Annotated in this window: 31 protein-coding genes; 26 read left to right on the top strand and 5 right to left on the bottom strand. The window is 67.1% G+C overall.

Going from position 1 to position 23289, the window contains the following annotated elements; translation table 11 throughout:
- The first annotated feature begins 9 nt into the window (after positions 1 to 9).
- The 12 genes from QTI05_RS07600 to QTI05_RS07545 all read left to right on the top strand — a co-directional run bounded on the left by QTI05_RS07600 (position 10) and on the right by QTI05_RS07545 (position 6349).
- Entirely contained in the window at positions 10 to 534 is a 525-nt protein-coding gene (locus tag QTI05_RS07600) for a hypothetical protein (RefSeq protein ID WP_286540997.1), read from the top strand.
- Positions 535 to 748: 214 nt separating this feature from the next.
- The gene (rplC, locus tag QTI05_RS07595) at positions 749 to 1429 is read left to right on the top strand and encodes a 50S ribosomal protein L3 (protein WP_286540999.1); all 681 of its coding nucleotides are present in this window, start codon (positions 749 to 751) and stop codon (positions 1427 to 1429) included.
- Positions 1429 to 2049: a 50S ribosomal protein L4 gene (gene rplD / locus QTI05_RS07590; protein ID WP_286541002.1), complete on the top strand. Its 621-nt coding sequence runs from the start codon at positions 1429 to 1431 to the stop codon at positions 2047 to 2049. Before rplC ends, rplD begins: the two co-directional genes overlap by 1 nt.
- Positions 2050 to 2054: 5 nt before the next feature.
- Entirely contained in the window at positions 2055 to 2381 is a 327-nt protein-coding gene (gene rplW / locus QTI05_RS07585) for a 50S ribosomal protein L23 (RefSeq protein WP_286541488.1), read from the top strand.
- Between the two features lie 2 nt (positions 2382 to 2383).
- A complete protein-coding gene (gene rplB, locus QTI05_RS07580; RefSeq protein ID WP_286541003.1) occupies positions 2384 to 3208 on the top strand; it encodes a 50S ribosomal protein L2 in 825 nt (274 codons plus the stop codon).
- 11 nt (positions 3209 to 3219) lie between these two features.
- Positions 3220 to 3498 (top strand): 30S ribosomal protein S19, encoded by a 279-nt coding sequence (gene rpsS / locus QTI05_RS07575; protein ID WP_007838132.1) that lies wholly within the window; start codon positions 3220 to 3222, stop codon positions 3496 to 3498.
- A 9-nt stretch (positions 3499 to 3507) separates the two neighbouring features.
- Positions 3508 to 3840 (top strand): 50S ribosomal protein L22, encoded by a 333-nt coding sequence (gene rplV / locus QTI05_RS07570; RefSeq protein WP_213958426.1) that lies wholly within the window; start codon positions 3508 to 3510, stop codon positions 3838 to 3840.
- Between the two features lie 15 nt (positions 3841 to 3855).
- Positions 3856 to 4779 (top strand): 30S ribosomal protein S3, encoded by a 924-nt coding sequence (gene rpsC, locus QTI05_RS07565; RefSeq protein ID WP_286541008.1) that lies wholly within the window; start codon positions 3856 to 3858, stop codon positions 4777 to 4779.
- A 28-nt stretch (positions 4780 to 4807) separates the two neighbouring features.
- Positions 4808 to 5224, top strand: a complete 417-nt coding sequence (rplP, locus tag QTI05_RS07560; protein WP_213958428.1) for a 50S ribosomal protein L16 — start codon at positions 4808 to 4810, stop codon at positions 5222 to 5224.
- Positions 5225 to 5282: 58 nt separating this feature from the next.
- Positions 5283 to 5489, top strand: a complete 207-nt coding sequence (rpmC, locus tag QTI05_RS07555) for a 50S ribosomal protein L29 (protein ID WP_286541489.1) — start codon at positions 5283 to 5285, stop codon at positions 5487 to 5489.
- Between the two features lie 9 nt (positions 5490 to 5498).
- Positions 5499 to 5768, top strand: a complete 270-nt coding sequence (gene rpsQ, locus QTI05_RS07550; protein ID WP_286541010.1) for a 30S ribosomal protein S17 — start codon at positions 5499 to 5501, stop codon at positions 5766 to 5768.
- Positions 5769 to 5842: 74 nt separating this feature from the next.
- Positions 5843 to 6349: a peroxiredoxin gene (locus QTI05_RS07545; RefSeq protein ID WP_286541011.1), complete on the top strand. Its 507-nt coding sequence runs from the start codon at positions 5843 to 5845 to the stop codon at positions 6347 to 6349.
- A gap of 112 nt (positions 6350 to 6461) precedes the next feature.
- Here the strand turns inward: QTI05_RS07545 and QTI05_RS07540 are convergent, their stop codons facing one another.
- Both QTI05_RS07540 and QTI05_RS07535 read right to left on the bottom strand, forming a co-directional pair.
- A complete protein-coding gene (locus QTI05_RS07540) occupies positions 6462 to 7049 on the bottom strand; it encodes a GNAT family N-acetyltransferase (RefSeq protein WP_286623705.1) in 588 nt (195 codons plus the stop codon).
- Positions 7046 to 7759 (bottom strand): cytochrome b/b6 domain-containing protein, encoded by a 714-nt coding sequence (locus tag QTI05_RS07535; protein WP_286623703.1) that lies wholly within the window; start codon positions 7757 to 7759, stop codon positions 7046 to 7048. The genes QTI05_RS07540 and QTI05_RS07535 overlap by 4 nt, the downstream gene beginning before the upstream one ends.
- Positions 7760 to 7912: 153 nt before the next feature.
- Between QTI05_RS07535 and QTI05_RS07530 the strand changes: the two genes are divergently transcribed.
- Entirely contained in the window at positions 7913 to 8362 is a 450-nt protein-coding gene (locus tag QTI05_RS07530) for a c-type cytochrome (RefSeq protein ID WP_286541014.1), read from the top strand.
- A gap of 81 nt (positions 8363 to 8443) precedes the next feature.
- On the opposite strand, the gene QTI05_RS07525 is transcribed toward QTI05_RS07530, so the two are convergent.
- Positions 8444 to 8941, bottom strand: coding sequence for a TlpA disulfide reductase family protein (locus QTI05_RS07525; RefSeq protein ID WP_286541015.1), 498 nt, complete (start codon positions 8939 to 8941; stop codon positions 8444 to 8446).
- A gap of 14 nt (positions 8942 to 8955) precedes the next feature.
- Here QTI05_RS07525 and QTI05_RS07520 point away from each other — a divergent pair, with 14 nt between their 5' ends.
- The 9 genes from QTI05_RS07520 (at position 8956) to QTI05_RS07480 (ending at position 15721) form a co-directional block, all read left to right on the top strand.
- On the top strand, positions 8956 to 9519 hold the full coding sequence (locus QTI05_RS07520; protein WP_286541016.1) for a hypothetical protein: 564 nt from the start codon (positions 8956 to 8958) through the stop codon (positions 9517 to 9519).
- A 45-nt stretch (positions 9520 to 9564) separates the two neighbouring features.
- On the top strand, positions 9565 to 10020 hold the full coding sequence (locus QTI05_RS07515) for a PTS sugar transporter subunit IIA (protein ID WP_286541017.1): 456 nt from the start codon (positions 9565 to 9567) through the stop codon (positions 10018 to 10020).
- On the top strand, positions 9989 to 10258 hold the full coding sequence (locus QTI05_RS07510; protein ID WP_286541018.1) for an HPr family phosphocarrier protein: 270 nt from the start codon (positions 9989 to 9991) through the stop codon (positions 10256 to 10258). Before QTI05_RS07515 ends, QTI05_RS07510 begins: the two co-directional genes overlap by 32 nt.
- Positions 10259 to 10343: 85 nt before the next feature.
- On the top strand, positions 10344 to 12140 hold the full coding sequence (gene ptsP, locus QTI05_RS07505) for a phosphoenolpyruvate--protein phosphotransferase (RefSeq protein ID WP_286541020.1): 1797 nt from the start codon (positions 10344 to 10346) through the stop codon (positions 12138 to 12140).
- 168 nt (positions 12141 to 12308) lie between these two features.
- Positions 12309 to 12656: a DUF4148 domain-containing protein gene (locus QTI05_RS07500; RefSeq protein ID WP_286541023.1), complete on the top strand. Its 348-nt coding sequence runs from the start codon at positions 12309 to 12311 to the stop codon at positions 12654 to 12656.
- A gap of 39 nt (positions 12657 to 12695) precedes the next feature.
- Positions 12696 to 13160, top strand: coding sequence for a Spy/CpxP family protein refolding chaperone (locus QTI05_RS07495; protein ID WP_286541024.1), 465 nt, complete (start codon positions 12696 to 12698; stop codon positions 13158 to 13160).
- Positions 13153 to 13623, top strand: a complete 471-nt coding sequence (locus QTI05_RS07490; protein ID WP_286541026.1) for a DUF4260 domain-containing protein — start codon at positions 13153 to 13155, stop codon at positions 13621 to 13623. Before QTI05_RS07495 ends, QTI05_RS07490 begins: the two co-directional genes overlap by 8 nt.
- A 35-nt stretch (positions 13624 to 13658) precedes the next feature.
- Positions 13659 to 14366 (top strand): response regulator transcription factor, encoded by a 708-nt coding sequence (locus QTI05_RS07485; RefSeq protein ID WP_286541027.1) that lies wholly within the window; start codon positions 13659 to 13661, stop codon positions 14364 to 14366.
- Positions 14363 to 15721 (top strand): sensor histidine kinase, encoded by a 1359-nt coding sequence (locus QTI05_RS07480; protein WP_286623702.1) that lies wholly within the window; start codon positions 14363 to 14365, stop codon positions 15719 to 15721. The genes QTI05_RS07485 and QTI05_RS07480 overlap by 4 nt, the downstream gene beginning before the upstream one ends.
- 4 nt (positions 15722 to 15725) lie before the next feature.
- On the opposite strand, the gene trhA is transcribed toward QTI05_RS07480, so the two are convergent.
- The gene (trhA, locus tag QTI05_RS07475) at positions 15726 to 16379 is read right to left on the bottom strand and encodes a PAQR family membrane homeostasis protein TrhA (protein WP_286541029.1); all 654 of its coding nucleotides are present in this window, start codon (positions 16377 to 16379) and stop codon (positions 15726 to 15728) included.
- A 114-nt stretch (positions 16380 to 16493) separates the two neighbouring features.
- Here trhA and QTI05_RS07470 point away from each other — a divergent pair, with 114 nt between their 5' ends.
- From QTI05_RS07470 to QTI05_RS07460, 3 genes are all read left to right on the top strand, one after another.
- Complete coding sequence (locus QTI05_RS07470) at positions 16494 to 17537, top strand: NADP-dependent oxidoreductase (protein ID WP_286623700.1); 1044 nt, start codon at positions 16494 to 16496, stop codon at positions 17535 to 17537.
- Between the two features lie 107 nt (positions 17538 to 17644).
- On the top strand, positions 17645 to 18271 hold the full coding sequence (locus tag QTI05_RS07465; RefSeq protein ID WP_286623698.1) for a LysE family translocator: 627 nt from the start codon (positions 17645 to 17647) through the stop codon (positions 18269 to 18271).
- 67 nt (positions 18272 to 18338) lie between these two features.
- Positions 18339 to 18878, top strand: coding sequence for a DUF1697 domain-containing protein (locus tag QTI05_RS07460; protein ID WP_286623696.1), 540 nt, complete (start codon positions 18339 to 18341; stop codon positions 18876 to 18878).
- 62 nt (positions 18879 to 18940) lie between these two features.
- Here QTI05_RS07460 and QTI05_RS07455 read toward each other — a convergent pair whose 3' ends face one another.
- Positions 18941 to 19798: a DMT family transporter gene (locus QTI05_RS07455; RefSeq protein ID WP_286623694.1), complete on the bottom strand. Its 858-nt coding sequence runs from the start codon at positions 19796 to 19798 to the stop codon at positions 18941 to 18943.
- A 234-nt stretch (positions 19799 to 20032) separates the two neighbouring features.
- Here QTI05_RS07455 and QTI05_RS07450 point away from each other — a divergent pair, with 234 nt between their 5' ends.
- Positions 20033 to 23284, top strand: a complete 3252-nt coding sequence (locus QTI05_RS07450) for an autotransporter outer membrane beta-barrel domain-containing protein (RefSeq protein ID WP_286623693.1) — start codon at positions 20033 to 20035, stop codon at positions 23282 to 23284.
- The last annotated feature ends 5 nt before the right edge of the window (positions 23285 to 23289 follow it).

Raw genomic sequence — 23289 nt, 5'->3', positions numbered from 1 at the left:
AACACCGCCATGAACATCCGTCGCAGTTCGAGCGTGACCTTTCTGGCGCTGGCTCTGGCAATTCCGCTGGCGGCGTCGGCCGATGCCCCCGCCGGGCCCGGCATCGCCAAGACATCATCGAGGCAGGCCACCATGACCCAGGCCGCGAAAAAGCCCAACGGCTCCGGCGTCGACGTGCAGTACACGGTCGACGGTTCGCCGCAGGTCGGCCGCAACACGACTGTGACCATTCGTTTCGACGGCGTCGTCGATCCGGCCGGCGCGGGCGTGCGGCTCAGCGCCGATCCCGGGCTTACGCTGACCGGCAGCGCCGAGCTCCGCCTGCCGGCTGGCGAGGCCACCACCATCACCGTGCAGGTGGCCCCGGGCGCCGAGGGGATCTCCTACCTGAACGTTTTCACCACGCAGAACGGGTTGACCAGCGCAACATCGATCCCGGTGCGGGTCGGCAAGGTCGCGCCGACGATGCGCTCGAGCGGCGATCTCAAGAAGACGCCGGCGGGCGAGCCTGTGATATCGATGCCGGTGCGCTGAGCGCTGCGGGCGGCCCATCGGCCGCCCTTGCGCGGTGGCCCCGCCCCGGGCTATAATCTTTGGCTCTGCCTTTCGTGCGTCCTTTGGGGCGCCAAAAGGTCGGGTCTTATCAACCTTCTTCCGTGGCCGGGTTCCTTCAACAAGGATTCGGTCAACGCTGTCGCCAATTGAAGTGGCAGCGGCGGGAGAGGACTTCCATTTTTGGAGAAAACAAATGAGTCTGAGCAACTCCCTCGGGTTGCTGGGTCGCAAGGTGGGGATGATGCGTCTCTTCACCGATGATGGGGACGCAGTTCCTGTCACGGTGGTGGATGTGTCCAACAACCGCGTGACCCAGATCAAGTCGCAAGAGACGGATGGCTACGTTGCCCTGCAGGTGACGTTCGGTTCGCGCAAAGCATCGCGCGTGACCAAGCCCCAGGCCGGCCACCTCGCGAAAGCGGGCGTCGAAGCCGGTGAAATCATCCAGGAATTCCGTGTGACCGCCGATACGGCCGGTCAGCACAAGGCCGGTGGTGTCATCGCCGCAGGCAGCGTGTTCGCGGTCGGCCAGAAGGTGGACGTGCAGGGCACTTCCATCGGCAAGGGCTTCGCTGGCACCATCAAGCGCCACAACATGAGCTCGCAGCGCGCGTCGCACGGTAACAGCCGTTCGCACAACGTGCCGGGTTCCATTGGTATGGCGCAGGATCCGGGCCGTGTGTTCCCGGGCAAGCGCATGACGGGCCATCTCGGCGACGTCACCGTGACCACGCAGAACCTCGACGTGTTCCGCATCGACGAAGCGCGCCAGCTGCTGTTGATCAAGGGCGCGATTCCGGGCTCCAAGGGTGGCTTCGTCACCGTGCGCCCCGCCGTCAAGGCCAAGCCGCAAGCTGCTGAAGGAGCGAAGTAATGGAACTCGAACTCCTGAACGAACAAGGCCAGGCTGCGTCGAAGTTCGACGCCCCCGAGACCGTGTTCGGCCGTGACTACAACGAAGACCTGGTTCACCAGATCGTCGTTGCATTCCAGGCCAACGCCCGTCAGGGCACGCGCGCCCAAAAGGATCGCGAGCAGGTCAAGCACTCGACCAAGAAGCCGTTCAAGCAAAAGGGAACGGGCCGTGCCCGTGCCGGTATGACGTCCTCGCCGCTGTGGCGCGGGGGTGGCCGGATTTTCCCGAACATGCCCGACGAAAACTTCTCGCAGAAGATCAACAAGAAGATGTATCGCGCCGGCATGGCGTCGATCCTCTCGCAGCTCGCCCGCGAAGGCCGTCTGGCCGTGGTGGACTCGCTCACGGTTGATTCGCCCAAGACCAAGCCGCTGGCGGCCCGGTTCAAGGCAATGAATCTGCAATCGGTGCTCGTGATCGCCGACGAAGTCGATGAAAACCTGTACCTCGCTTCGCGCAACCTGGTGAACGTGCTCGTCGTCGAGCCGCGTTACGCCGATCCGGTTTCGCTGGTGCACTACAAGAAGGTGCTGGTCACCAAGGCTGCCATCGAAAAGCTCAAGGAGATGTTCGCATGAGCCGCATGAATCCTACGCCCGCCGCCCGCCAGTTCGACGAAGGTCGACTGATGACGGTGCTGGTCGCGCCGATCGTGTCCGAAAAGGCCACGATGGTCGGCGAGAAGTCGAATGCGGTCACCTTCAAGGTGCTGCAAGACGCCACCAAGCCCGAGATCAAGGCCGCTGTTGAACTGATGTTCAAGGTCGAAGTCCAGGGCGTGTCCGTGCTCAACACCAAGGGCAAGACCAAGCGCTTCGGCAAGTCCATCGGCCGCCGCGACAACGTTCGCAAGGCCTACGTGACGCTGAAGGCCGGTCAAGAGCTCAACCTCGTCGGGGAAGGCGCTTAATCATGGCCGTCATCAAGATGAAACCCACTTCGCCGGGCCAACGTGGCGCGGTGAAGATCTCGCGGGATCACCTGTTCAAGGGTGCCCCGCACGCAGCCCTTCTGGAGCCTCAGTTCCAGAAGGCCGGCCGCAACAACAACGGCCACATCACGACGCGTCACAAGGGCGGTGGGCACAAGCACCACTACCGCGTGGTCGACTTCGTGCGCAACAAGGACGGCATCCCGGCCAAGGTCGAACGCATCGAATACGACCCGAACCGCACCGCCCACATCGCTCTGGTCTGCTATGCCGACGGCGAGCGTCGCTACATCATCGCCCCGCGCGGTCTGGAAGCCGGTGCCACGCTGCTGAGCGGTGCCGAAGCACCGATCCGCGCCGGCAACACGCTGCCGATCCGCAACATCCCGGTGGGTTCAACCATCCACTGCATCGAGCTGCAACCCGGCAAGGGCGCGCAAATCGCCCGCTCGGCCGGCACGTCGGCCACGCTGCTGGCCCGCGAAGGCGTCTACGCCCAGGTGCGCATGCGCTCGGGCGAAGTGCGCCGCGTGCACGTCGAATGCCGCGCGACCATCGGTGAAGTTGCCAACGAAGAACACAGCCTGCGCCGTCTCGGCAAGGCCGGTGTCAAGCGTCACATGGGTATTCGCCCGACCGTTCGCGGCGTGGTGATGAACCCGGTGGATCACCCGCACGGTGGTGGCGAAGGCAAGACCGGCGAAGGCCGCCATCCTGTCGACCCGTGGGGCAATCTCACCAAGGGCTACCGTACCCGTAACAACAAGCGCACGCAGGTCTTCATCGTGTCGCGTCGCAAGAAGTAAGGGACAGCCTCATGACTCGCTCTCTCAAAAAGGGTCCTTTCGTCGACCACCACCTGGTGGCCAAGGCCGACAAGGCCGTGACGACCAAGGACAAGAAGCCGATCAAGACCTGGTCGCGTCGCTCGATGGTCCTGCCCGAGTTCATCGGCCTGACCATTGCCGTGCACAACGGCAAGCAGCACGTGCCTGTCTACATTACCGACCAGATGGTCGGCCACAAGCTCGGCGAATTTGCGCTCACCCGCACGTTCAAGGGGCACCCCGCGGACAAGAAAGTCCAGAAGAAGTAAGGAACGACCATGTCTGAAACACGTGCAGTCCTCCGCGGCGTCCGCCTCTCGGTCGACAAGGGCCGTCTGGTCGCTGACCTGATCCGCGGCAAGAAGGTCGATCAAGCGCTCAACGTTCTGCAGTTCACGCAGAAAAAGGCCGCTGTGATCATCAAGAAGGTGCTCGAGTCGGCCATCGCCAACGCCGAGCACAACGACGGTGCCGACATCGACGAACTGAAGGTCAAGACCATCTACGTTGAACAAGGTGCCACGCTCAAGCGCTTCACCGCGCGCGCCAAGGGCCGCGGCAACAGCATCAGCAAGCCCACGTGCCATGTGTACGTGACGGTTGGCAACTAAGAGGCCAGGAAGACTATGGGACAAAAAATCCACCCGACCGGCTTCCGCCTTGCGGTTACCCGCAACTGGTCCAGCCGCTGGTATGCCAACAACCGCGATTTCGCGGGCATGCTGGCCGAAGACATCAAGGTGCGCGAGTACCTGAAGAAGAAGCTCAAGAACGCATCGGTCTCCCGCGTGATGATCGAGCGCCCCGCCAAGAACGCCCGCATCACGATCTACTCGGCACGTCCGGGCGTCGTGATCGGCAAGAAGGGCGAGGACATCGAGAACCTCAAGCGCGAACTGGGCAAGCAGCTCGGCGTGCCGGTGGCAGTGAACATCGAAGAAGTGCGCAAGCCCGAAATCGATGCCAAGCTGATCGCCGACAGCATCACCCAGCAGCTCGAAAAGCGCATCATGTTCCGCCGCGCCATGAAGCGCGCGATGCAGAACGCCATGCGCCTCGGCGCGCAGGGCATCAAGATCATGTCGTCGGGCCGCCTGAACGGCATCGAAATCGCACGTTGCGAGTGGTACCGCGAAGGTCGCGTGCCGCTTCACACCCTGCGCGCCGACATCGACTACGGCACCTCGGAAGCCAAGACCACATACGGCGTCATCGGCGTCAAGGTCTGGGTCTACAAGGGCGACACGCTGGGTCGCAACGACCTGCCGGCCGTAGAAACGCCGCGTCCCGACGACGAGCGTCGTCCGCGTGGTCCGCGCCGTGATGGCCGCCCAGGTGGCGACCGTCCGGGTGCAGACCGTCGTGGTCCCGCACGCCCCGCAGCCCGTGGCCCGATCGGTGGCAACACCGCGCCGGCCGATGGCAGCGACAAGCCCGCAGAAGCCACCGGTGGTGCCCCCGCACCGGGTGCAGACGCCCCGAAACCCGCCGTTAAGCGCGTCCGCAAAGCCGCGCCAGCTGCAGCAGCTGACGGTGCCAAGACCGAGTAATCGGTCTTAGAACCACGGAGTAAGAAACATGCTGCAACCTGCACGCAGAAAGTTCCGCAAGGAACAAAAGGGCCGCAACACCGGCATCGCGACCCGGGGCAACTCGGTCGCCTTCGGTGACTTCGGTCTGAAATGCACCGACCGCGGCCGTCTCACGGCGCGTCAGCTCGAAGCCGCGCGTCGCGCGATTTCGCGCCACGTGAAGCGCGGTGGCCGTATCTGGATTCGCGTGTTCCCCGACAAGCCAATCTCCCACAAGCCCGCTGAAGTGCGGATGGGTAACGGCAAGGGCAACCCCGAGTACTACGTGGCTGAAATCCAGCCCGGCAAGATCGTGTTCGAGATCGTCGGCGTGCCCGAAGAACTCGCTCGCGAAGCGTTCCGCCTGGCTGCCGCCAAGCTGCCGCTGCGCACCACGTTCGTCTCGCGCCAGCTTGGCGCCTGATGGGAGAACACTGATGGCAACACGTAAAAAGAAGGACGCCGCGGCCAAGCCGGTCAAGGTGTCGAAGGCCGCAACGCTGCGCGACAAGGATGTCGCCGGCCTGCAGACCGAAATCAAGGAATTGCAAAAGGCCCATTTCGGCCTGCGCATGCAGAAAGCCACGCAACAGCTGTCGAACACCTCGACGTTGCGCGTGACGCGTCGCGACATCGCGCGCGCCAAGACCATTCTTGCCCAGAAGCAAGAAACCCAAGCCGCCAAGTAAGGAGTGAACATGACGGAAGTTAAAAAGTCCCTCAAGCGCACCTTGATCGGCAAGGTGGTCAGCGACAAGCGTGAGAAGACCGTGACCGTGCTGGTCGAGCGTCGTGTGAAGCACGAGCTCTACGGCAAGATCGTGGCCAAGACGAGCAAGTACCACGCCCATGACGAAAAGGGCGAGTACCACCTCGGCGACACCATCGAGATCACCGAAAGCCGGCCGATCTCGAAGACCAAGAACTGGGTTGTGACCCGTCTGGTCGAAAAGGCCGCTGCGGTCTAAACCCCGGGCCCGCAGCCCACGCCGAAACGGCCCACAATGTGGGCCGTTTTTCTTTTTCTGGAGCATCTTTCATCATGATCAAAGTCGGCGACACCCTTCCAGCGGCCACCCTGCAGGAGTACTCGGAGGTTGAAGGCGAGGCTTGCAGCATCGGCCCGAACCCGGTCGATGTGGCCAAGGCTTCGGCCGGCAAGACCATCGCACTGTTCGCATTGCCCGGTGCCTTCACGCCGACCTGCTCGGCCAAGCATGTCCCGGGCTATGTGCAGCACTTCGACGACTTCAAGGCGGCCGGCGTCGACGAGATCTGGTGCGTCAGCGTGAACGACGCTTTCGTCATGGGCGCCTGGGCGCGTGACCAGAAGACCGGCGCCAAGGTGCGCATGCTGGCCGACGGCAGCGCCGACTTCGCCAAGGCCACCGGCCTGACGCTCGACCTCACGGGCCGCGGCATGGGCCTGCGCAGCAATCGCTATTCGATGCTGGTGAAAGACGGCAAGGTCGCCTCGCTCAATGTCGAAGCGCCCGGCAAATTCGAGGTCAGCGACGCCGACACCCTGCTGGCCCAAGCGCGGGGCTGATCCAAGAATTCTTTCGCGAGGTGCCACGGATCCGGCTTTGCCGGGCCGTCGGCGCCGCCCCCGGGCGGGGGTAGGCGAAGCGACACGAAGTGCGCGCAGCCTGGGGGGCGAGCTATAGCTCCACCTTGAGGTAGTGCGCCCCGGCAATCGGGTTGTGATAGTAGGGCGGCACTTCCTCGAAACCCAGGTCTTCATAGAGCGCACGCGCCGATTCCATGTCGTCGAGCGTGTCGAGCAGCACGCAGCCGTAGCCCGCGCTGCGGGCTGCATCGAGCAGCGCCTCGGCGATCTGGCGGCCCAGTCCGAGTCCGCGAAAACCCGGCCGCACGTAGAGCCGTTTCATTTCCGCCGCGTTGGGGTAGTCGGCGGTATCGAGCGGGCGCAGCGCACCGCAGCCCGCCACATGCGCCGGCCGGCCGTCACCTCGTGTGAGCAGCGGCGCGCCGGTGGCTTGTTGCACGTTGGCGTCGGTCGCATCGACCAGCGCCAGCAGCAGGAAGCCGCGCGGCTCGGCGTAGTCGCCCGGCAGCCCTGCCAGCTCCTCTTCGAAATTCTGAAAGCACAGGTCGACGTCCAGTGCTTCGGCATAGTCGCGGAACACCGTGCGCGCAGCCTCGAGTTCGTGCGGCTCGTCGGGCGTCAGCAGCACGATCTCGGGCGTGTCGGCCAGCGGCAGGGGGCGCGATACGGAGTAGCTCATGCGCGCAACGATGCAATCCAGGCTGCGAAGCCGGCGCACAGGGCGAAGATCAACAGCGCCATCAGCCGTGTCGCCATGTTGTCGCGGCTCTCGGCGATGCGACCGCCGCTCAGCAGCTTGTCGCCGGAAAACATGGGCCGAATCAGGTGATCGCGCTTCACCAGCACGTAGAACAGGATCGCCAGCACATGCAGGCTGACCAGCCCGATCACGATCCACTTGCCATACCGCGTGTGCCAGCCGCTGGCGAGGCTCACCGTGGCGTTGGAAACGAAGCGCGTCAGCGGCCCGGACGCCGAGATCTCGTCGTCCGCGACGAGGCCGCTCGCGACCTGCAACGCCAGGATGCCGAGCAACGCGAACACCGAAAACGCGCCGAGTGGGGTATGGCCGATCAGATGGTCGGGATGGGCCCGGCCAGCCAGGTAGGCGAGCACCGAGCGCGGCGAATAGATGAAGGCCGCAAAGCGTGACCAGCGCCCGCCGACGAAGCCCCACACCAGCCGGAACAGCAGCAGCGCCAGCACCGCATAGCCGAACCGGAAGTGCCATTCCATGACGCCCCCCAAGCCGGTGACGAGCAGGCAGATCACCGCCAACGCCAGCGCCCAGTGAAACAGCCGTGTCGGCAGATCCCAGATCCGGGCCGGACGCGCAAGCTCGTCTCCCAGCGCGGCGCGGTGGGTGGTCGGCTCGAACGAAGCGCTCATCGGAGGGGTGGGGCGGGCTGCGGAACACGCAGATTAGCAAAGTCGGGCCGGGGGTGTCTGCGGGTTGTTGCTATGCGACGGCCGGGGGATGCCCCCTCACACTGACGCGCAGCGCCGTTTCGAAGCGCTGCCCCACCTCGAGGAACACTCACGATGAACCGTCTTGCCCTGTTCGCCTTCGCTGCGGCCTGCGCCGCGCTGTCGACATCCGCTGCTGCTCAGTTCGCCAAACCCGAAGACGCGGTCAAGTACCGCCAGAGCGCGATGTTCATGCAGAGCCAGCATTTCGGGCGCATCGCCGCCATGGCCAACGGACGCGTGCCCTACGACCAGGCCAGCGCTGTCGCCAACGCGGAAGTCGTGGCCATGGTGTCGCAATTGCCGTGGAGCGGCGCCTATGGGCCGGGCACGGAGGGCGGCAAGGCAAAGGCCGAAATCTGGAAAGAGCCGGCCAAGTTCAAGGAACACAGCGACAAGCTGGTCGCCGAAACCGCCAAGCTGCTGGCCACCGCCAAGACCGGCAACCTGGAGGCGCTGAAGGCGGCGGTCGGGTCGGTCGGAGGTACCTGCAAATCGTGCCACGACAGCTTCCGCCGCGAGTAGGCGTTTTGCTACGAAGTTGATAGCTGCTTGCGCCCGCCTGGCGGGCGCTGCAGGTCGATCCGGCTTGCAAGTTGCAGCCGGTCAGACCTCGGTCAGAAGCTTTTCGATCAGCTGGTGCAGCTCGGCGAAATCGGGCTCGCCCACGTACCGCTTGACGATCTCGCCGCGCTTGTTGACCAGATAGGTGGTCGGCGTGAGCTGCACGTCGCCCCAGGCCTTGGCCACCGCGCCGGTGTTGTCGATCGCCACCTTGAACGGCAGCTTGCGCGTCTCGGCAAAGTTCACCACGTAGCTCGGCGGGTCGTAGCTCATGGCCACGGCCAGCGTGTCGTAGCCCTTGCTCTTGTACTTGTCGTACGTGGCGATCACCTTCGGCATCTCGCCGACGCAGGTGACGCAGCTGGTGGCCCAGAAGTTGACCAGCGTGACCTTGCCCTTCAGGTCGTTGGTGCTCTTCTGGCTGCCATCGAGCAGCACGAAGGTGGAGGCTGGAGCCTCCGTGGCGCCCGAATTCAGGTACACGCCCACGCCGGCCGCCAGGGCGATCGCGGTTGCGGCAACATAGAGGGCTTTTTTCATGGGGTGTCTGACAGATGGAGCGTCGCGATTTTAGTTCCGCCGGCTTTTGGCTGCTGGCCGCGCCGATGCTCCTGCTGGCGTTCGCCTGCAGCCCCACTTTCAACTGGCGGGACGTTGCGGCAACCAATGCCGAGCTGAAGGCGCTGATGCCCTGCAAGCCCGACCGCGCCGAGCGCCGGATTCCGCTCGGCAGCGAGACGGTGAGCGTCCAGATGGCCGGCTGCGAAGCCGGCGGCGCCACTTTTGCGGTGGCCCATGCCCGCGCCGACAACGTGGCCCAGGCCGAGGCCTGGCTGGCCGCCTGGCGCGCCGGCACGCGCGCCCAGTGGCAGGCCGCAACCGGAGGCCAGATCCAGGAGGGGCCGGTCAGCGTGGTGCGCGCCGCCGCCTCGCCGGCGCCCTGGCAGATCGAGGCGCGGGGCGCGGGGCCCGACGGCAAGCCGACCGAGGCCCGCGTGCGCTGGTTTGCGCATGCGCAGCGCGACGGTAGCGTCGCGATCTACCAGGCCACGGTGCTCGGCAAGCCGTCGGCCGCAGACGCCACGGGGACTTTCTTCGACGGGCTGCGCCTGCCGTGAGATCGCACAACCCCCGCATAATCAGCGACCGACCTCCGACACCGCATGAACAGCATTTTCATCATCGCCCACTCGCCACTGGCCCAGGCGCTGAGGCAGTGCGCGCTGCACGTGTTCCCCGATTGCGAGAACTCCATCGTGGCGCTCGACGTGTTGCCCAATGTCTCGCCCGAAGAGACGCTGGCGGCGGCGCGCATCACGCTGCAGCAGCAATACCGCACGCCGCGCTCCCAGGTGCTGGTGCTGGCCGATGTGTTCGGTGCCACGCCTTGCAACGTGGCGCAGAAGCTGGTCGACGGCGCCCGCTCGCGGCTCGTGGCCGGTGTCAACCTGCCGATGCTGCTGCGCGCCGTGACCTACCGGCACGAACCGCTCGAGGCGCTCGTGCAGCGCGCGGTCACCGGTGGCACTGCGGGTGTCATGCAGGTTGCCGTTGCGGCACCCCAGAACCAGGCCCGAAGAAAACTCAGTGATCAAGAACTCCGTGACCATCAGCAATAAGCTCGGGCTGCATGCCCGTGCTTCGGCCAAGCTCACCAAGCTGGCTGGCAGTTTTCCATGCGACGTGTACCTGGCGCGCGGCGACCGCCGCGTCAATGCCAAGAGCATCATGGGCGTGATGATGCTGGCCGCCGGCATCGGCGTCACGATCGACATCGAAATCAGCGGCGACCAGGAACAGGAAGCCATGGACGCGGTGGTCGACCTGATCAACGACAAGTTCGGCGAAGGCGAATGAACATGCCCCCACGCTGCGCACTTCGTGTCGTCGCTGCCCCCCGAGGGGGTGCGGCCGGCTTGGGGCGGCCCGGCGCCGGCCTGGCATGACCTTCGCAGTCCACGGCCTTCCGGTTGCCCGTGGCATCGCGATCGGACGCGCCGTGCTGGTGGTGTCGAGCCGCATCGACGTTGCCCACTACTTCATCAAGCCCGAAGAGATCGACACCGAGATCGGCCGCGTGCGCAGTGCGCGCAATGCGGTGGCCGAAGAGCTCGTCAAGCTGCAGGCCAGCGTGGCCCTCATGGGCCCGAAAGACGCGCCGCACGAGCTCTCGGCGCTGCTCGAGGTGCACCAGATGCTGCTGCAGGACGAGGCCCTGTCCGAAGGCGTCAAGCACTGGATCACCGAACGCCTCTACAACGCCGAATGGGCGCTGACCACGCAGCTCGAAATCATCGCGCGCCAGTTCGACGAGATGGAGGACGAGTACCTGCGCGAGCGCAAGGCCGACCTCGAGCAGGTGGTCGAGCGCCTGCTGCACCGCATGAAGGGCACCGCCGCCGTGCTGGCACCGAAGCCGCCGCGCCGCAAGCGCGCGGCCGAGGCGGAGGACGACGAAGACGTGACCGTCAGCGACGGCATCGACGTGCCGCTGGTGCTGATTGCGCACGACCTGTCGCCGGCCGACATGCTGCAGTTCAAGAAGAGCGTGTTCGCCGGCTTCGTCACCGACGTGGGCGGCCGCACCTCGCACACCGCGATCGTCGCGCGCAGCATGGACATTCCGGCCGTGGTCGGCGCGCGCAGCGCGAGCCAGCTGGTGCGCCAGGACGACTGGGTCATCATCGACGGCGATGCCGGCGTGGTGATCGTCGACCCGTCGCCGATCATCCTGGCCGAGTACGGCTTCAAGCAGCGCCAGGGCGACCTCGAACGCGGCCGGCTCTCGCGCCTGCGCCACAAGCCGGCCGTCACCCTCGATGGCGAGCGCGTCGACCTGCTGGCCAACATCGAGATGCCGGAAGACACGCTCAACGCGGTCAAGGCCGGCGCCGTGGGCGTGGGCCTGTTCCGCAGCGAGTTCCTGTTCATGGGCCGCGAGTCGCAGCGCCTCTCGCGCCTGCCCGACGAGGAAGAGCAGTACCAGGCCTACAAGCGCGCGGTCGAGGGCATGCAGGGCATGCCGGTCACCATCCGTACCATCGACGTCGGCGCCGACAAGCCGCTCGACGGCAAGTCGGCCAGCAAGCAGGAGCACCTGAACCCGGCGCTCGGCCTGCGCGCGATCCGCTGGAGCCTGGCCGACCCGGCCATGTTCCTGACGCAACTGCGCGCCATCCTGCGCGCCGCGGCGCACGGCGAGATCCACCTGCTGATTCCGATGCTCGCGCACGCCAGCGAGATCCGCCAGACGCTGTCGCTGATCGACTTTGCCCGCGCCGAGCTCGACAACCGCGGCGTGGTGTACGGCCACGTGAAGCTTGGCGCCATGATCGAGATCCCGGCCGCGGCGCTCACGCTCAAGACCTTCCTGAAGTACTTCGACTTTCTCTCGATCGGCACCAACGACCTGATCCAGTACACGCTGGCAATCGACCGGGCCGACGAAGCGGTGGCGCATCTCTACGACCCGGCGCATCCGGCCGTGCTGCGCCTGGTGGCCGACACCATTGCGGAATGCCGTCGCCAGGGCAAGGGCGTCAGCGTCTGCGGCGAAATGGCGGGCGACCCCCAGTTCACGCGACTGCTGCTCGGCATGGGCCTGCGCAGCTTCTCGATGCACCCCTCGCAGATCCTCACGGTCAAGCAGGAGGTACTGCGCGCCGACACCAACAAGCTGGTGCCGTGGGCGCAACAGGTGCTCGAGGCCGACGACCCGGCGGTGCTGCTGGCGCGCTGAGGTTCCGGGCCCGATCGGCCTGCAGCGCCGTTTTGCGGGCGCAGGCGCCGTTGAGCAACGGCGTTGACATCAAACGAAACATTACGAGACCGCGCTGAAAAGACGCGGCGCGACGCTGCTCGCACCATCGAGGCTCCTTCAACAAGCACTCCCTGAAAGGCCTCGATCATGAACATCCGCTCCACCTTCCTCGCCGTTTCCGCGCTGGCCCTGCTGGGCACCTCTGCCGTCCAGGCCGAGACCTATGCAGGCGTGCAGGCGCCCGTTTCCGCCATGAGCCGCGACGCCGTGCATGCCGAAGCCCTGCGCGCTGCTTCGGCACCCGACCAAAACGTGACACGCGGTTCGCGCGGCCCGGAAACCGTGGCCGTTTCGCAGGATCGCGCCGCGGTTCAGGCCGAGGCCGTGCGCGCGAGCGCCGCGCCGGACCAAAACGTGAGCTCGAGCTCGCGCGTCAACAGCAAGGTCATTTCGACCATGCAGAACCCGGTCGACGTGCGCACCAGCAAGCTCTGACGCGCCGCCTTCCCCTCCATTCCATCTCAAGGACATCTCATGAAGCACTGGATCAAACGTTCCCTTTTCGGCCTCCTCGGCGGCGCGCTCGTGGTCGGCAGCATTGCCGGCTGTGCGGGCCAGCGCCATGGCTGGGGCAGCGGCGACTCGGCCGAATTCCGTGCCAAGGTGGTCGAGCGCGTCGGCAGCAAGCTCGACCTCGACGCCACGCAGAAGCAGAAGCTCGCCGTGCTCGCCGAAAAGCTGCAGGCGCAGCGCACGGCGATGCGTGACGCGGGCGGCGCCGGCGGCGCGCGCTCGCAGTTCACGTCGCTGTTCGCCGGCAACAAACTCGACCAGGCTGGCGCCGCCAAACTGGTCGACGAAAAGACGGCAGCGGTGCGCGCCGGCAGCCCCGAAATCATCGCGGCAGCGGCCGACTTCTTCGACAACCTGAACCCGTCGCAGCAGCAGAAGGTGCGCGAGTTCATGGCCCGTGGCCGCCGTTGGGGCCATCGTGGCTGAAGCCGCGGGCGTCAGCGGCGGGCGTGGCTGGCGCCGCGCCGAGCGAGTGCCGGGCGTCAGCACCGTGGTTCCGGTGCTGCCCGGCGCGGTGCGCGGCGGCGTGCGCAATCTGCTGCGCCTCGAAGGCGCGGTGCTGCTGGTCGGCGCGCTGGTCGCGTACGGCCAGGTCGGCGCCGGCTGGGGCGCATTCGCGCTGCTGTTCCTCGTGCCCGATGTCTCGCTGCTGGGCTACCTTGCCGGCGCGCGCACCGGGGCCATGCTCTACAACGCCGCGCATTCCTACTTCGGGCCGGCCGCGCTGATCGCGCTCGGCGCGCTGGCCGCGCAACCGGTGGCGCTTGCGCTGGGGCTGGTCTGGCTGGCCCACATCGGCTTCGATCGCCTGCTGGGCTACGGTCTCAAGTACGGCAGCAGCTTCGGTGCCACCCACCTCGGGCAACTCGGCCCGCGCGACGCGTGGTGATCCTTTTAAAGGGGTCCCGCAGTCACAATCCGGCCATGCCTCGCATCCTTCTGATCGACGACGACGAACACCTGGCGCCGCCGCTCGCCACTTACTTCGCGCGCTTCGACTGCACGCTGGAAAGCGCGACGCGGCCGAGCGAAGGGCTGGCCAAGCTGCGGGCAGGCCACTACGACGCTGCGATCCTCGACGTGATGCTGCCCGAGATGGACGGTTTTGCGCTGTGCCGCGAGATCCGCAAGGAGAGCGAGATCCCGATCGTGATGCTCACGGCGCGCGGCGATGTGATGGACCGCGTGGTCGGCCTCGAGATCGGGGCCGACGACTACCTGCCCAAGCCCTTCGAGCCGCGCGAGCTGGTGGCGCGCGTGCAGACCATCCTGCGGCGCCAGCGGGCGCAGCTCGCCGCCGCGCCCGCCGCGACGGCGGCGACGACGCAGCGCCTTGCGTTCGACGGCCTGGCCATCGACCTCGACCGGCGCGAAGTGCTGCGCCAGGGCGAGCGCGTCGAACTCACCGGCACCGAATTCGAACTGCTCGCGCTGCTGGCTGCCGAGCCAGGCCGGGTGTTCAGCCGCGACGACATCCTGAATCGCCTGCGCGGCCACGAGGCCGACCTGTACACGCGTGCGGTCGACATCGTGGTGAGCCGTCTGCGCAAGAAGCTGGAGCCGCTCGACTGCATCAAGACACTGCGCAACGCGGGCTACACGCTCGCGGTGGCCAGAAGCGAGCGGGCATGAGGCGTCGCGGCCGCGTGCTGGCTTCGGCCGACCGGGCGCTGGCTGCTGCGGGCCAGGCCAGCCAGCGCGGCCAGCGGCGCTGGCGCCATTCGCTGCGGCTGCGGCTGGTCACGCTGTTCGTCGTGCTCGCGGTGGCGCTGATGGCCGTGTTCGTCGGCGGCATGAAGTCGGCCCTGTCGAGCACCGGCTGGCGCGAGGTCGCACGCCCGCTGCTGGTCGACTACATGGATCGCGTCGTGGTCGAACTCGGCAGTCCGCCCGATGTGGCGCGCGCGCAGGCGTTGGTCGACCGGCTGCCGATCGCCCTGCACATCGAAGGCCCGAAGGTGAACTGGGATTCGCATCCCGGCCGCAGCGACCGCCGCGGCTGGTTCTCCGACCGTTGGCGCGAACGCGGCGCGCCGGACGATCCCTGGTTCGTCCGGCCGACGGCCGACGGTCACCGCATCACTTTCGGCTGGAGTCCGCGCATGTGGCAGCACCAGCCCAGCAATGCCGACTGGATCACCGCGGTGCTTGCGCTCGGGCTGATCCTGCTGGCCTACGCGCTCGTGCACAAGTTGCTCAAGCCACTGGACGACATTCGCAAAGGCGCCGACCGCTTCGGCCGCGGCGACTTTGCGCAGGCCATTCCGCTGCGCCGGCGCGACGAGCTCGGCGACCTCGCGCACCGCATCAACACCATGGCGCACGACCTCGAAGGCATGCTCGATGCCAAGCGCGCACTGCTGCTCGCGCTGAGCCACGAGCTGCGCTCGCCGCTCACACGCGCACGGCTCAATGCCGAGCTGCTGCCCGACACGCCCGAGGGCGCCGCCGAGCGCGCTGCCCTGTTGCGGGATCTGAACGAGATGCGCGACCTCATCAGCGACCTGCTGGAAAGCGAGCGCCTCGCCAGTCCGCACGCGGCGCTGCAGCGCGAGCCGGTCGACCTGACGGCGCTGGTGCGCGAGGTGGTGGCCGAGCAGGCCGAGGGCCCGCAGGTGCAGCTGGATCTGCCCGAGGCGCTGCCGGTGCGCCCGCTCGACCGCACCCGTGTGCGCCTGCTGGTGCGCAACCTGCTCGACAACGCGTTGCGCTACAGCGCCGGTGCACCGCAGCCGCCGCGTATTTCGCTGCGCACCGAGGGCAAGGGCGTGCTGCTCGAAGTGCGCGATTTCGGCCCCGGCGTCGACGAGGCGCAGCTCGAGCACCTGACCGAACCGTTCTACCGCACCGACAGCGCGCGCCAGCGCGCGACCGGCGGCGTCGGCCTCGGGATGTACTTGTGTCGGCTGGTGGCCGAGGCGCATGGCGGCAGGCTCGAGGTGCGCAACGCGCAGCCCGGTCTGGCCATTTCGGCGCTGCTGATCTGATCGATCAGCCGTGCGCGTGCCAGAGTGCCGCGAAAAAGTGGCAGGTGCTGCCCCCCAGCACGAACAGGTGCCAGACGAAGTGCGCGTAGCGCAGCTTCGAGTCGAGCAGGAACACCACTGCGCCCGCGGTATAGGACAGCCCGCCGGCCACCAGCCAGCCTAGCCCGGCCGGCGACATGCGCTCGACCAGCGGCACGGCAGCCACCAGCGCCATCCAGCCCATCGCGACATAGAGCCCGGTCGACCAGAGCGGATGCTGCAGGCGGTTGAGCAGCTTGGCGCCGACACCCACCACCGCGGCCGCAGTCACCGCGCTCAGCAGCGCCCAGCCCCAGGGCCCGCGCAGCACGCCGAGCAGGAACGGCATGTAGCTGCCCGCAATGAAGAGGTAGATGGCGGCATGGTCGAGCCGGTTCAGCAGCAGCTTGGCGCGGCCGGCTGGCAGCGCGTGGTACAGCGTCGAGATCAGGTACAGCACGATGGCTGTGCCTGCGAACAGCGAGGCGCCGACGACGTTGGCGGCCTGGCCCTGCTGCGCGGCGTTGAAGACCAGGATCGGAAGGGCTGCGACCGCAAGCAGCAGGCCCAGCCCATGGCTCACCGCGTTGGCGATCTCTTCGCCGAGGGTCTGGATTCGGGGAGGTGTCAGTTCGGACATGGGTTCATTCTGCACAAAGCCGCTGTCGCGCGCGCTACGTCAGGCGACCTAGACCGGAGATAGCATCCGGCTCCACAGCCGACTCCTCAAGACATATCCCAAGGAAACAACGCCATGACTGCCACGCTCACCAACCACCAGGTTCGACTCGCCAAGCGCCCCGAGGCCGCCGCCACGCGCGAGCACTGGCGCTTCACCACCGAGCCCGTGGGCGAGCCGGCCGAGGGCGGTGTGCTGGTCAAGACGCTGTCGCTGTCGCTCGACCCCGCGATGCGCGGCTGGCTCAACGACGCCAAGAGCTATATCCCGCCGGTGGCTATCGACGAGGTGATGCGCGCCGGCGGCGTGGGCCGCGTGGTCGCGTCGAAGAACCCGGCGTTCGCGGTAGGCGACACGGTCTACGGCACGCTCAACGTGCAGGAGTACATGCTCATTCCGCAGGAGGAGATCAAGCGCAACGGCTTGGTGAAGATCGACCTGCGCGTCGGCACCATCGGCCAATGGCTCAACGTGCTCGGCATGCCGGGCATGACCGGCTACTTCGGCTTGATGGATGTGGGCCAGCCCAAGCCGGGCGAAACGGTCGTCGTCTCGGGCGCGGCCGGCGCGGTCGGCCAGACGGTCGGCCAGCTCGCGAAGATCAAGGGCTGCCGCGTGGTCGGCATCGCGGGCGGCGCGGCCAAGTGCGACTGGGTGGTGAAGGAACTGGGCTTCGACGCCTGCATCGATTACAAGGCCGGCGAAGGCGCCGTGCGCGCGGGCCTGAAGGAACATTGCCCCAAGGGCGTCGACATCTACTTCGACAACGTCGGCGGCGAAATCCTCGACCAGGTGCTGGCCAGGCTCGCGCGCAAGGCCCGCATCATCATCTGTGGCGCGATCAGCCAGTACAACAACGCCAACAGCATGCCCGGCGCCGGCCCGCGCAACTACCTGAGCCTGCTGGTGAACCGCGCGCGCATGGAAGGCATCGTGGTGTTCGACTATGCCGATCGCTTCCCCATCGCCATTGCCGAACTCTCGGGCTACCTGAAAGACGGCCGCATGAAGAGCAAGGAAGACACCGTCAAGGGCATTGACACCTTCCCCGAATCGCTCAACAAGCTGTTCGCGGGGGAGAACTTCGGCAAGCTGGTGCTACAGGTGGCGGAGAGCTGAGCGGCGCCACATGCCAACGCGGTATTGGCATGAGCTTGCCCAGGAAAGGCCGCTTGGAGGAGGATCGCGGATGACGCCTAACCCCTTCCATCTGGAGAGCACCTTCCATGCCCATGGAACTCTGGTTCGCCTTCGTCGCCGCATCCGCGGTTCTTCTCATCATTCCCGGGCCGACGATCCTCACGGTGATCAGCTACTCCATGGCCCATGGCCGTCGCGCCAACGTCCCGCTTGTCGCCGCCGTCGCACTTGGCGACTCCACCGCATTGGTCGTCTCGCTGCTCGGCCTGGGTGCGCTGCTGGCAACGTCTGCCTTCTGGTTCACGGTGGTCAAGTGGGCAGGCGGCCTGTATCTGCTCTACCTTGGCGTGAAGCTCCTGCGTGCAGGCGTGTCGTCCGCCGAATTGGCCGCACCGGCCGCGCCGAAGTCTCGCTGGAGATTGTTCGCAAACACCTACCTCGTGACGGCGCTCAATCCGAAGGGCATCGTGTTCTTCGTGGCGTTCCTGCCCCAGTTCATCAACCCGAGTGCCAGCGTCACGCGTCAGCTCTGGGTTCTTGCCGTCACGTTCGTCGTCATGGCCACGATCAATGCGAGCCTCTATGCCGTGTTCGCAGCTTCGGCGCGCAGACTCCTGGCATCTCCGCGGGCGCAGCGGCGCTTCAATCTTTCTGGCGGCGCGCTCCTCTCGGCCGCCGGTGTGTGGGCACTGCTGGCCAAGCGTCCTGCGTGAAGAGGGCCAGCGCCTTCCTCGAACGGATCCGCCTGCGTCCAGCGTTAGGCCTGCCAGGAGCCCGGCATTGAAGTTCGCGGCCTTCTTCCGGAACCTGAATCTCGGACGGCCGCCCGCGCCGACGCGCATCCAGTTCGAAGAAGCATTCGCCGCCGCCGGGGCAGAAGAACCGCGCTCCTTCCTGACGAATGGCTCGCTGGTCTTCAGCGCGAAGAACCGCCAAACAGCATCGCGGGTGCTCTCGACCGCGCGCCGGAACCTGGCGTCGGCTTGCGGACTGCAGGAGCCGGCCTTCCTCCGCGAGGTCGAGTACCTGGCCGGACTGGTGGCGCTTGAACCGTTTGCGTACATCGATCCGTCGGTCGTCTACGGCTGCTACGTCACGTTTCTGCCGGAGAACTTCGCGGCCATCGGCGAGCGCCCTGCCGCCAACCGCCGCGGCGACGTCGCGGTCGTGCAGTACACCGGGACGGAACTGCTCTCGTGCGCGCTCCAGCTGGGCAAATCGCCGGGCAGCCCGAATGCCTTTGCCGAGAACGTGTTCCAGATGCCGGCGACCACGCGCGCCTGGAACACCATCGTTCGCCTGGTCGAGCGGCATGCCTGAGCCTTTGCTGGAACGGCAGTCGCCACGCGTGCGGCGCGCCGTGGCCGACTGGCCGGGTTTCGTCAGCGCGCGCGCGTTCCCATCACGGCCGCCGAGATGATCAGCAGCGCCGCAAGCGCAATCGTCCAGCTCAGCGGCCGTCCCGTCACCACCAGCAACAGCGCGGTCGACGCGAGCGGCGTGAGGTAGCTCAGGATGCCGATCTGCCGCGCATCGCCTCGCTTCAGCGCCATGTCCCACAGGTAAAACGCGGCGCCGAGCGGGCCGAGTCCACACAGCACGACCAGCAGCCAGTCGCGCGCCGAGAGCGCTGCCGCAGGTTCGAGCAATGCATGGCACGCCAGCGAGAGCAAGCCCGAAACCAGTCCGAACAGGCCGATCGCCGCTGTGGGAAACGCCGGCACGCGCTGCGTCCACAACGAGTAGCTGGCCCAGATGAAGGCCGACCCGGCCGCCAGCCCGAAGCCCCAGGTCTCGCCGCTTGCAGAGGTGGCACCGCTGCGAGCGCCGAGGATCGCGATGGCTGCGCCGACGAAGCCCAGCAACGCCGCCACCAGATGCAGCGCGCGCAATGAAACGCCGCGCAGCAGCACGGGCGCAAGCACCACCATCAGCAGCGGCCAGAGGTAGTTGACCAGGTTGGCCTCGACCGGCGGCGCATGCCGCAGCGCGATGAACAGCAGGAAGTGAAAGCCGAACAGGCCGTAGATGCCGAGCGCCAACGTGGTTGCCGGCACTTGCCATGCGGCGCGGTCGCGCAGCACGCTGGGCAGGCTCAGCACGCTGCCGATGGTGAGCGCCAGGCCGGTCAGCAGAAAGGGCGGCAAATGGGCGAGCGCAGTGCCGAGCGAGGCCAGCGAGGCCCAGAGCGCGATCGCGCCCAGGGCGTAGAAACGGGAGGCAGAAGACGCCGATGGCATGCCCTCAGCTTACGGATCGTCGTCGTCGCGCAACGCCGGCGTGTCGTCGCGTTTCAACGGACGGCGTGAAATCTGACACGTTATCGGGGGAGAACGGCCAACTGGCCTGTAATAACAAAGTTACACTCGCCAACTCAAAAATGCTACTTTTGTTTGCTGGCTCGGGTGCCCCTTGGGTACATCGTTCCAGCGAAAACAGCAGCTCCCTGTCACCAAGCCCCGAGGCAGCTTCCCATGAATCGTATCTACCGCGTTGTGTTCAATCAGGCTCTCAACAGCTGGCAGGCTGTGTCCGAAATTGCGCGAGGGCGTGTGCGCAGCAGCAGCCCGGCCGTTGAGCGTCCGTCCAGGGCCGAATCCGCCCCGAATGCGGGTGGCTTTCGGGCCGTGGCGACCGCCGCGATGCTTTGCCTGCTGGCCGGCGCGGCCACGGCCGGCGGCGGCGGCGCGGGCGGTCAGCCCACCCAAACGATCATCCACGGCGGCGCGGGCGGCAGCGACAGCGCAGGTGGTGCAGGCGCTGTCAACGACACCAATTTCGGCTCCTTCGGCGGCGATGGCGGCTCCGCGACGCCCGCGGGTGCGACTGCGGGCTCGGCTGCATTTCCGGGTGTTCCGGTCGTCGGGCCTGCCGGTGCCGGGGGCGCAGCCGGCATCCCCGGTACGCCGGACGGGTCGCCGGGCGGAAGCCAGACGGTGGGAGGCTTCGGCGGCGGCGGCGGCGCCGGTGCTGCCGGTGCGAGTGGAGTGGTCACGGTCAACGGCGGTCTCCTGACGGGTGGCAACGGCGGCGCCGGTGGTGCCGGGTTCTTCGCCGCCGGCGGCGGCGGCGGCGGCGGCTACGGCGTGGTGCTCGACCCGTCGGTCACTTCGTTTGCCAACAACGGCACCATCACCGCCGGGACGGGCGGCGTAGGCGGAAATGCCAATTCACAGGGCGCCGGCGGCGGCGGGGGCGGCACGGGCGTCTACTTCGCGCCGGCGGCCACCACCAGCCTAATCGTCAACAACGCCGCGAGCCTGATCCAGGGTGGCAACGGCGGCAACGGCGGCAATGGCATCGGCGCCGGTGGCACCGGCCCGAGCGGTGGCGGCGGTGGCGGTGGCGGCAACGGCGTGACCATGCTCGGCGGCCAACTGCGCAACGAAGCCGGGGCTGCCATCGTCGGCGGCAATGGCGGTGCGGGCGGCGCGGGCGATGCCACGCAGGGCGGCGGCGCGTCGGGTGGCGGTGGCAACGGCGGCAATGCGATCAATATCAATGCCGGTGGCACGCAGATCTTCAATGCCGGGACGCTGACGGGTGGCAATGGTGGGGCAGGGGGCACCAACACCACCGGACCAACCGGTGCAGTGGGCAGCGCCGCCGTGGGCGTCGGCGTCGTGGGCAATGCCAACACGGTCATCAACGCGGGCAGCATCTCGGGCGGACTCGGCGGCGACGGCGTCACGCGCGGCAACGCCGTGACCTTCCTGGGCAACAACAACACGCTGGAGCTGCAAACCGGCTACGCCTTCACCGGCAATTCCGTGGCCAGCGGAACCGGCAACGCGCTGGCACTGGGTGGCACCACCAATGGTGCTTTCGACGTGGCCGGCATCGGCAGCCTGTACCAGGGCTTCGACGCCTACCGCAAGACCGGGACCGGAACCTGGACGCTGAGCGGCAGCAACGCGGCTGTCACGCCGTGGACGGTGCAGGCCGGCACCCTGGCGATCGCCAGCGATGCAAATCTGGGCGCCATCGGCGGCGCGCTGACGCTGGACGGCGGCGCGCTGCAGACCACCGCCAGCATCGCGACCGCCCGCCAGGTGATTCTGGGCGCGGCCGGTGGCACGCTGCAAACCGACGCCGGCACCACGCTCTCGCTGAGCAGTGGCATCACGGGCGCGGGCAGCCTGCGCAAGGACGGCACCGGCGTGCTGGTGCTGAGCGGCGTCAACGGCTACACCGGTGCCACCACCGTGGCAGCCGGCACGCTGCAGGCCGGCGCGGCCAACACCTTCGCTGCGGCCAGCGCCCACACCGTGGCCGCCGGCGCCACGCTCGATCTGGCTGGCTTCAATCAGACCTTTGCCGCGCTGAACAACGGCGGTACCGTCAACCTGCTGGGCACCACGCCGGGCACCACGCTGACAGTGACGGGCCCCTACGTCGGCAACAACGGCACCCTGCGGATCGGCACGTCGCTGGGCAACAGCGCCAGCGCCACGGACCGTCTGGTGCTGAGCGGCGCCACCGCCGTGGCCAGCGGCAGCACCACTGTGCAGGTCGTCAACATCGGAGGGCTCGGCGCGCAAACCACCGGCAACGGCATCGAGGTCATCAGCACGGCCAATGGCGGCAGCATCGGCGCCAACGCCTTCAGCCTGGCCGGCGGTCATGTGGATGCGGGCGCCTACGAGTACCGCCTGAACACGACCAGCAGCGGTGGGTACCTGAGTTCCACCACGAGCGTTGTTCCGACGCCCACCACGCCCACCACTCCGACTACTCCGACCACCCCGACGAACCCCGCGACGCCCGGGGTACCGGTCGGCACGGTTCCCACCTACCGCGCCGAAGTGCCGCTCTTTGCCGCATTGCCCGAGCAATTGCGCCAGGGCAACCTCGCCATGCTCGGCAACATGCACCAGCGCACGGGTGACGACGCGGGCGATCGGCAGGCCTGGGCGCGCGTGATCAGCACCGATCGCAACATCCGCCAGACCGGCACCGTCAGCCCCGAAAGCGATGGTCGCCTGACCGGCCTGCAGGCTGGCACCGACCTCTGGGCCAATGCCGGATGGCGCGCCGGCGTATACGTCGGCCAGCTCGACGGCGACATGAAGGTCAGCGGTTTCGCACGCGGCATCCAGAACCTCGCGGTCGGTTCGAACGACCTGCGCAGCCAGTACCTCGGCGCTTACGCCAGCTACAAGAACGCGGGGGGCTTCTATGCCGACGCGGTGCTGCAAGCCGGGCGCCACCGTTACACCGTGCAGCCGAGCCTGGCCCTCAGCACCAGCGGCAAGGGCGACAGCCTGCTGGCCTCGATCGAGGTCGGCCAGTCGTTCCCGCTGGCGCCGAACTGGACGATCGAGCCGCAATTGCAGCTCGTGCATCAGCGCCTGAGTCTGGACGATGCCTCGATCTTCGGTGCGCAGGTGCAGCAGGACGCCGACAGCGGCTGGCTGGTGCGGGCCGGCGTGCGCGTGAAGGGCGAGATCGCCACCGGCATCGGCATGCTGCAGCCCTACGGCCGCTTCAACGTCTACAGCAGCAGCAAGGGCAACGATGTCACGCGCTTCATCGGACCGGCGGCCTATACCGACATCCTGACGCGCACCGGTGGCACCAGCAGCGAGCTGGCAGCCGGCGCAACGCTGGTGCTGTCGCCCACGACCAGCCTCTACGGCGAACTCGGCAAGCTCTGGGCTTCGGGCGGCAATGCGCGCGTCAAGAGCTCGGTCAACGCCAGCCTCGGCGTGAAGGTGCGCTGGTAAGCAGC

The organism is Variovorax fucosicus (assembly GCF_030316825.1).
Classification (GTDB): Bacteria; Pseudomonadota; Gammaproteobacteria; order Burkholderiales; family Burkholderiaceae_C; genus Variovorax; species Variovorax fucosicus.
The sequence above is the reverse complement of the archived record's forward strand: the minus strand, read 5'-3'. Positions and strand labels throughout refer to the sequence as shown.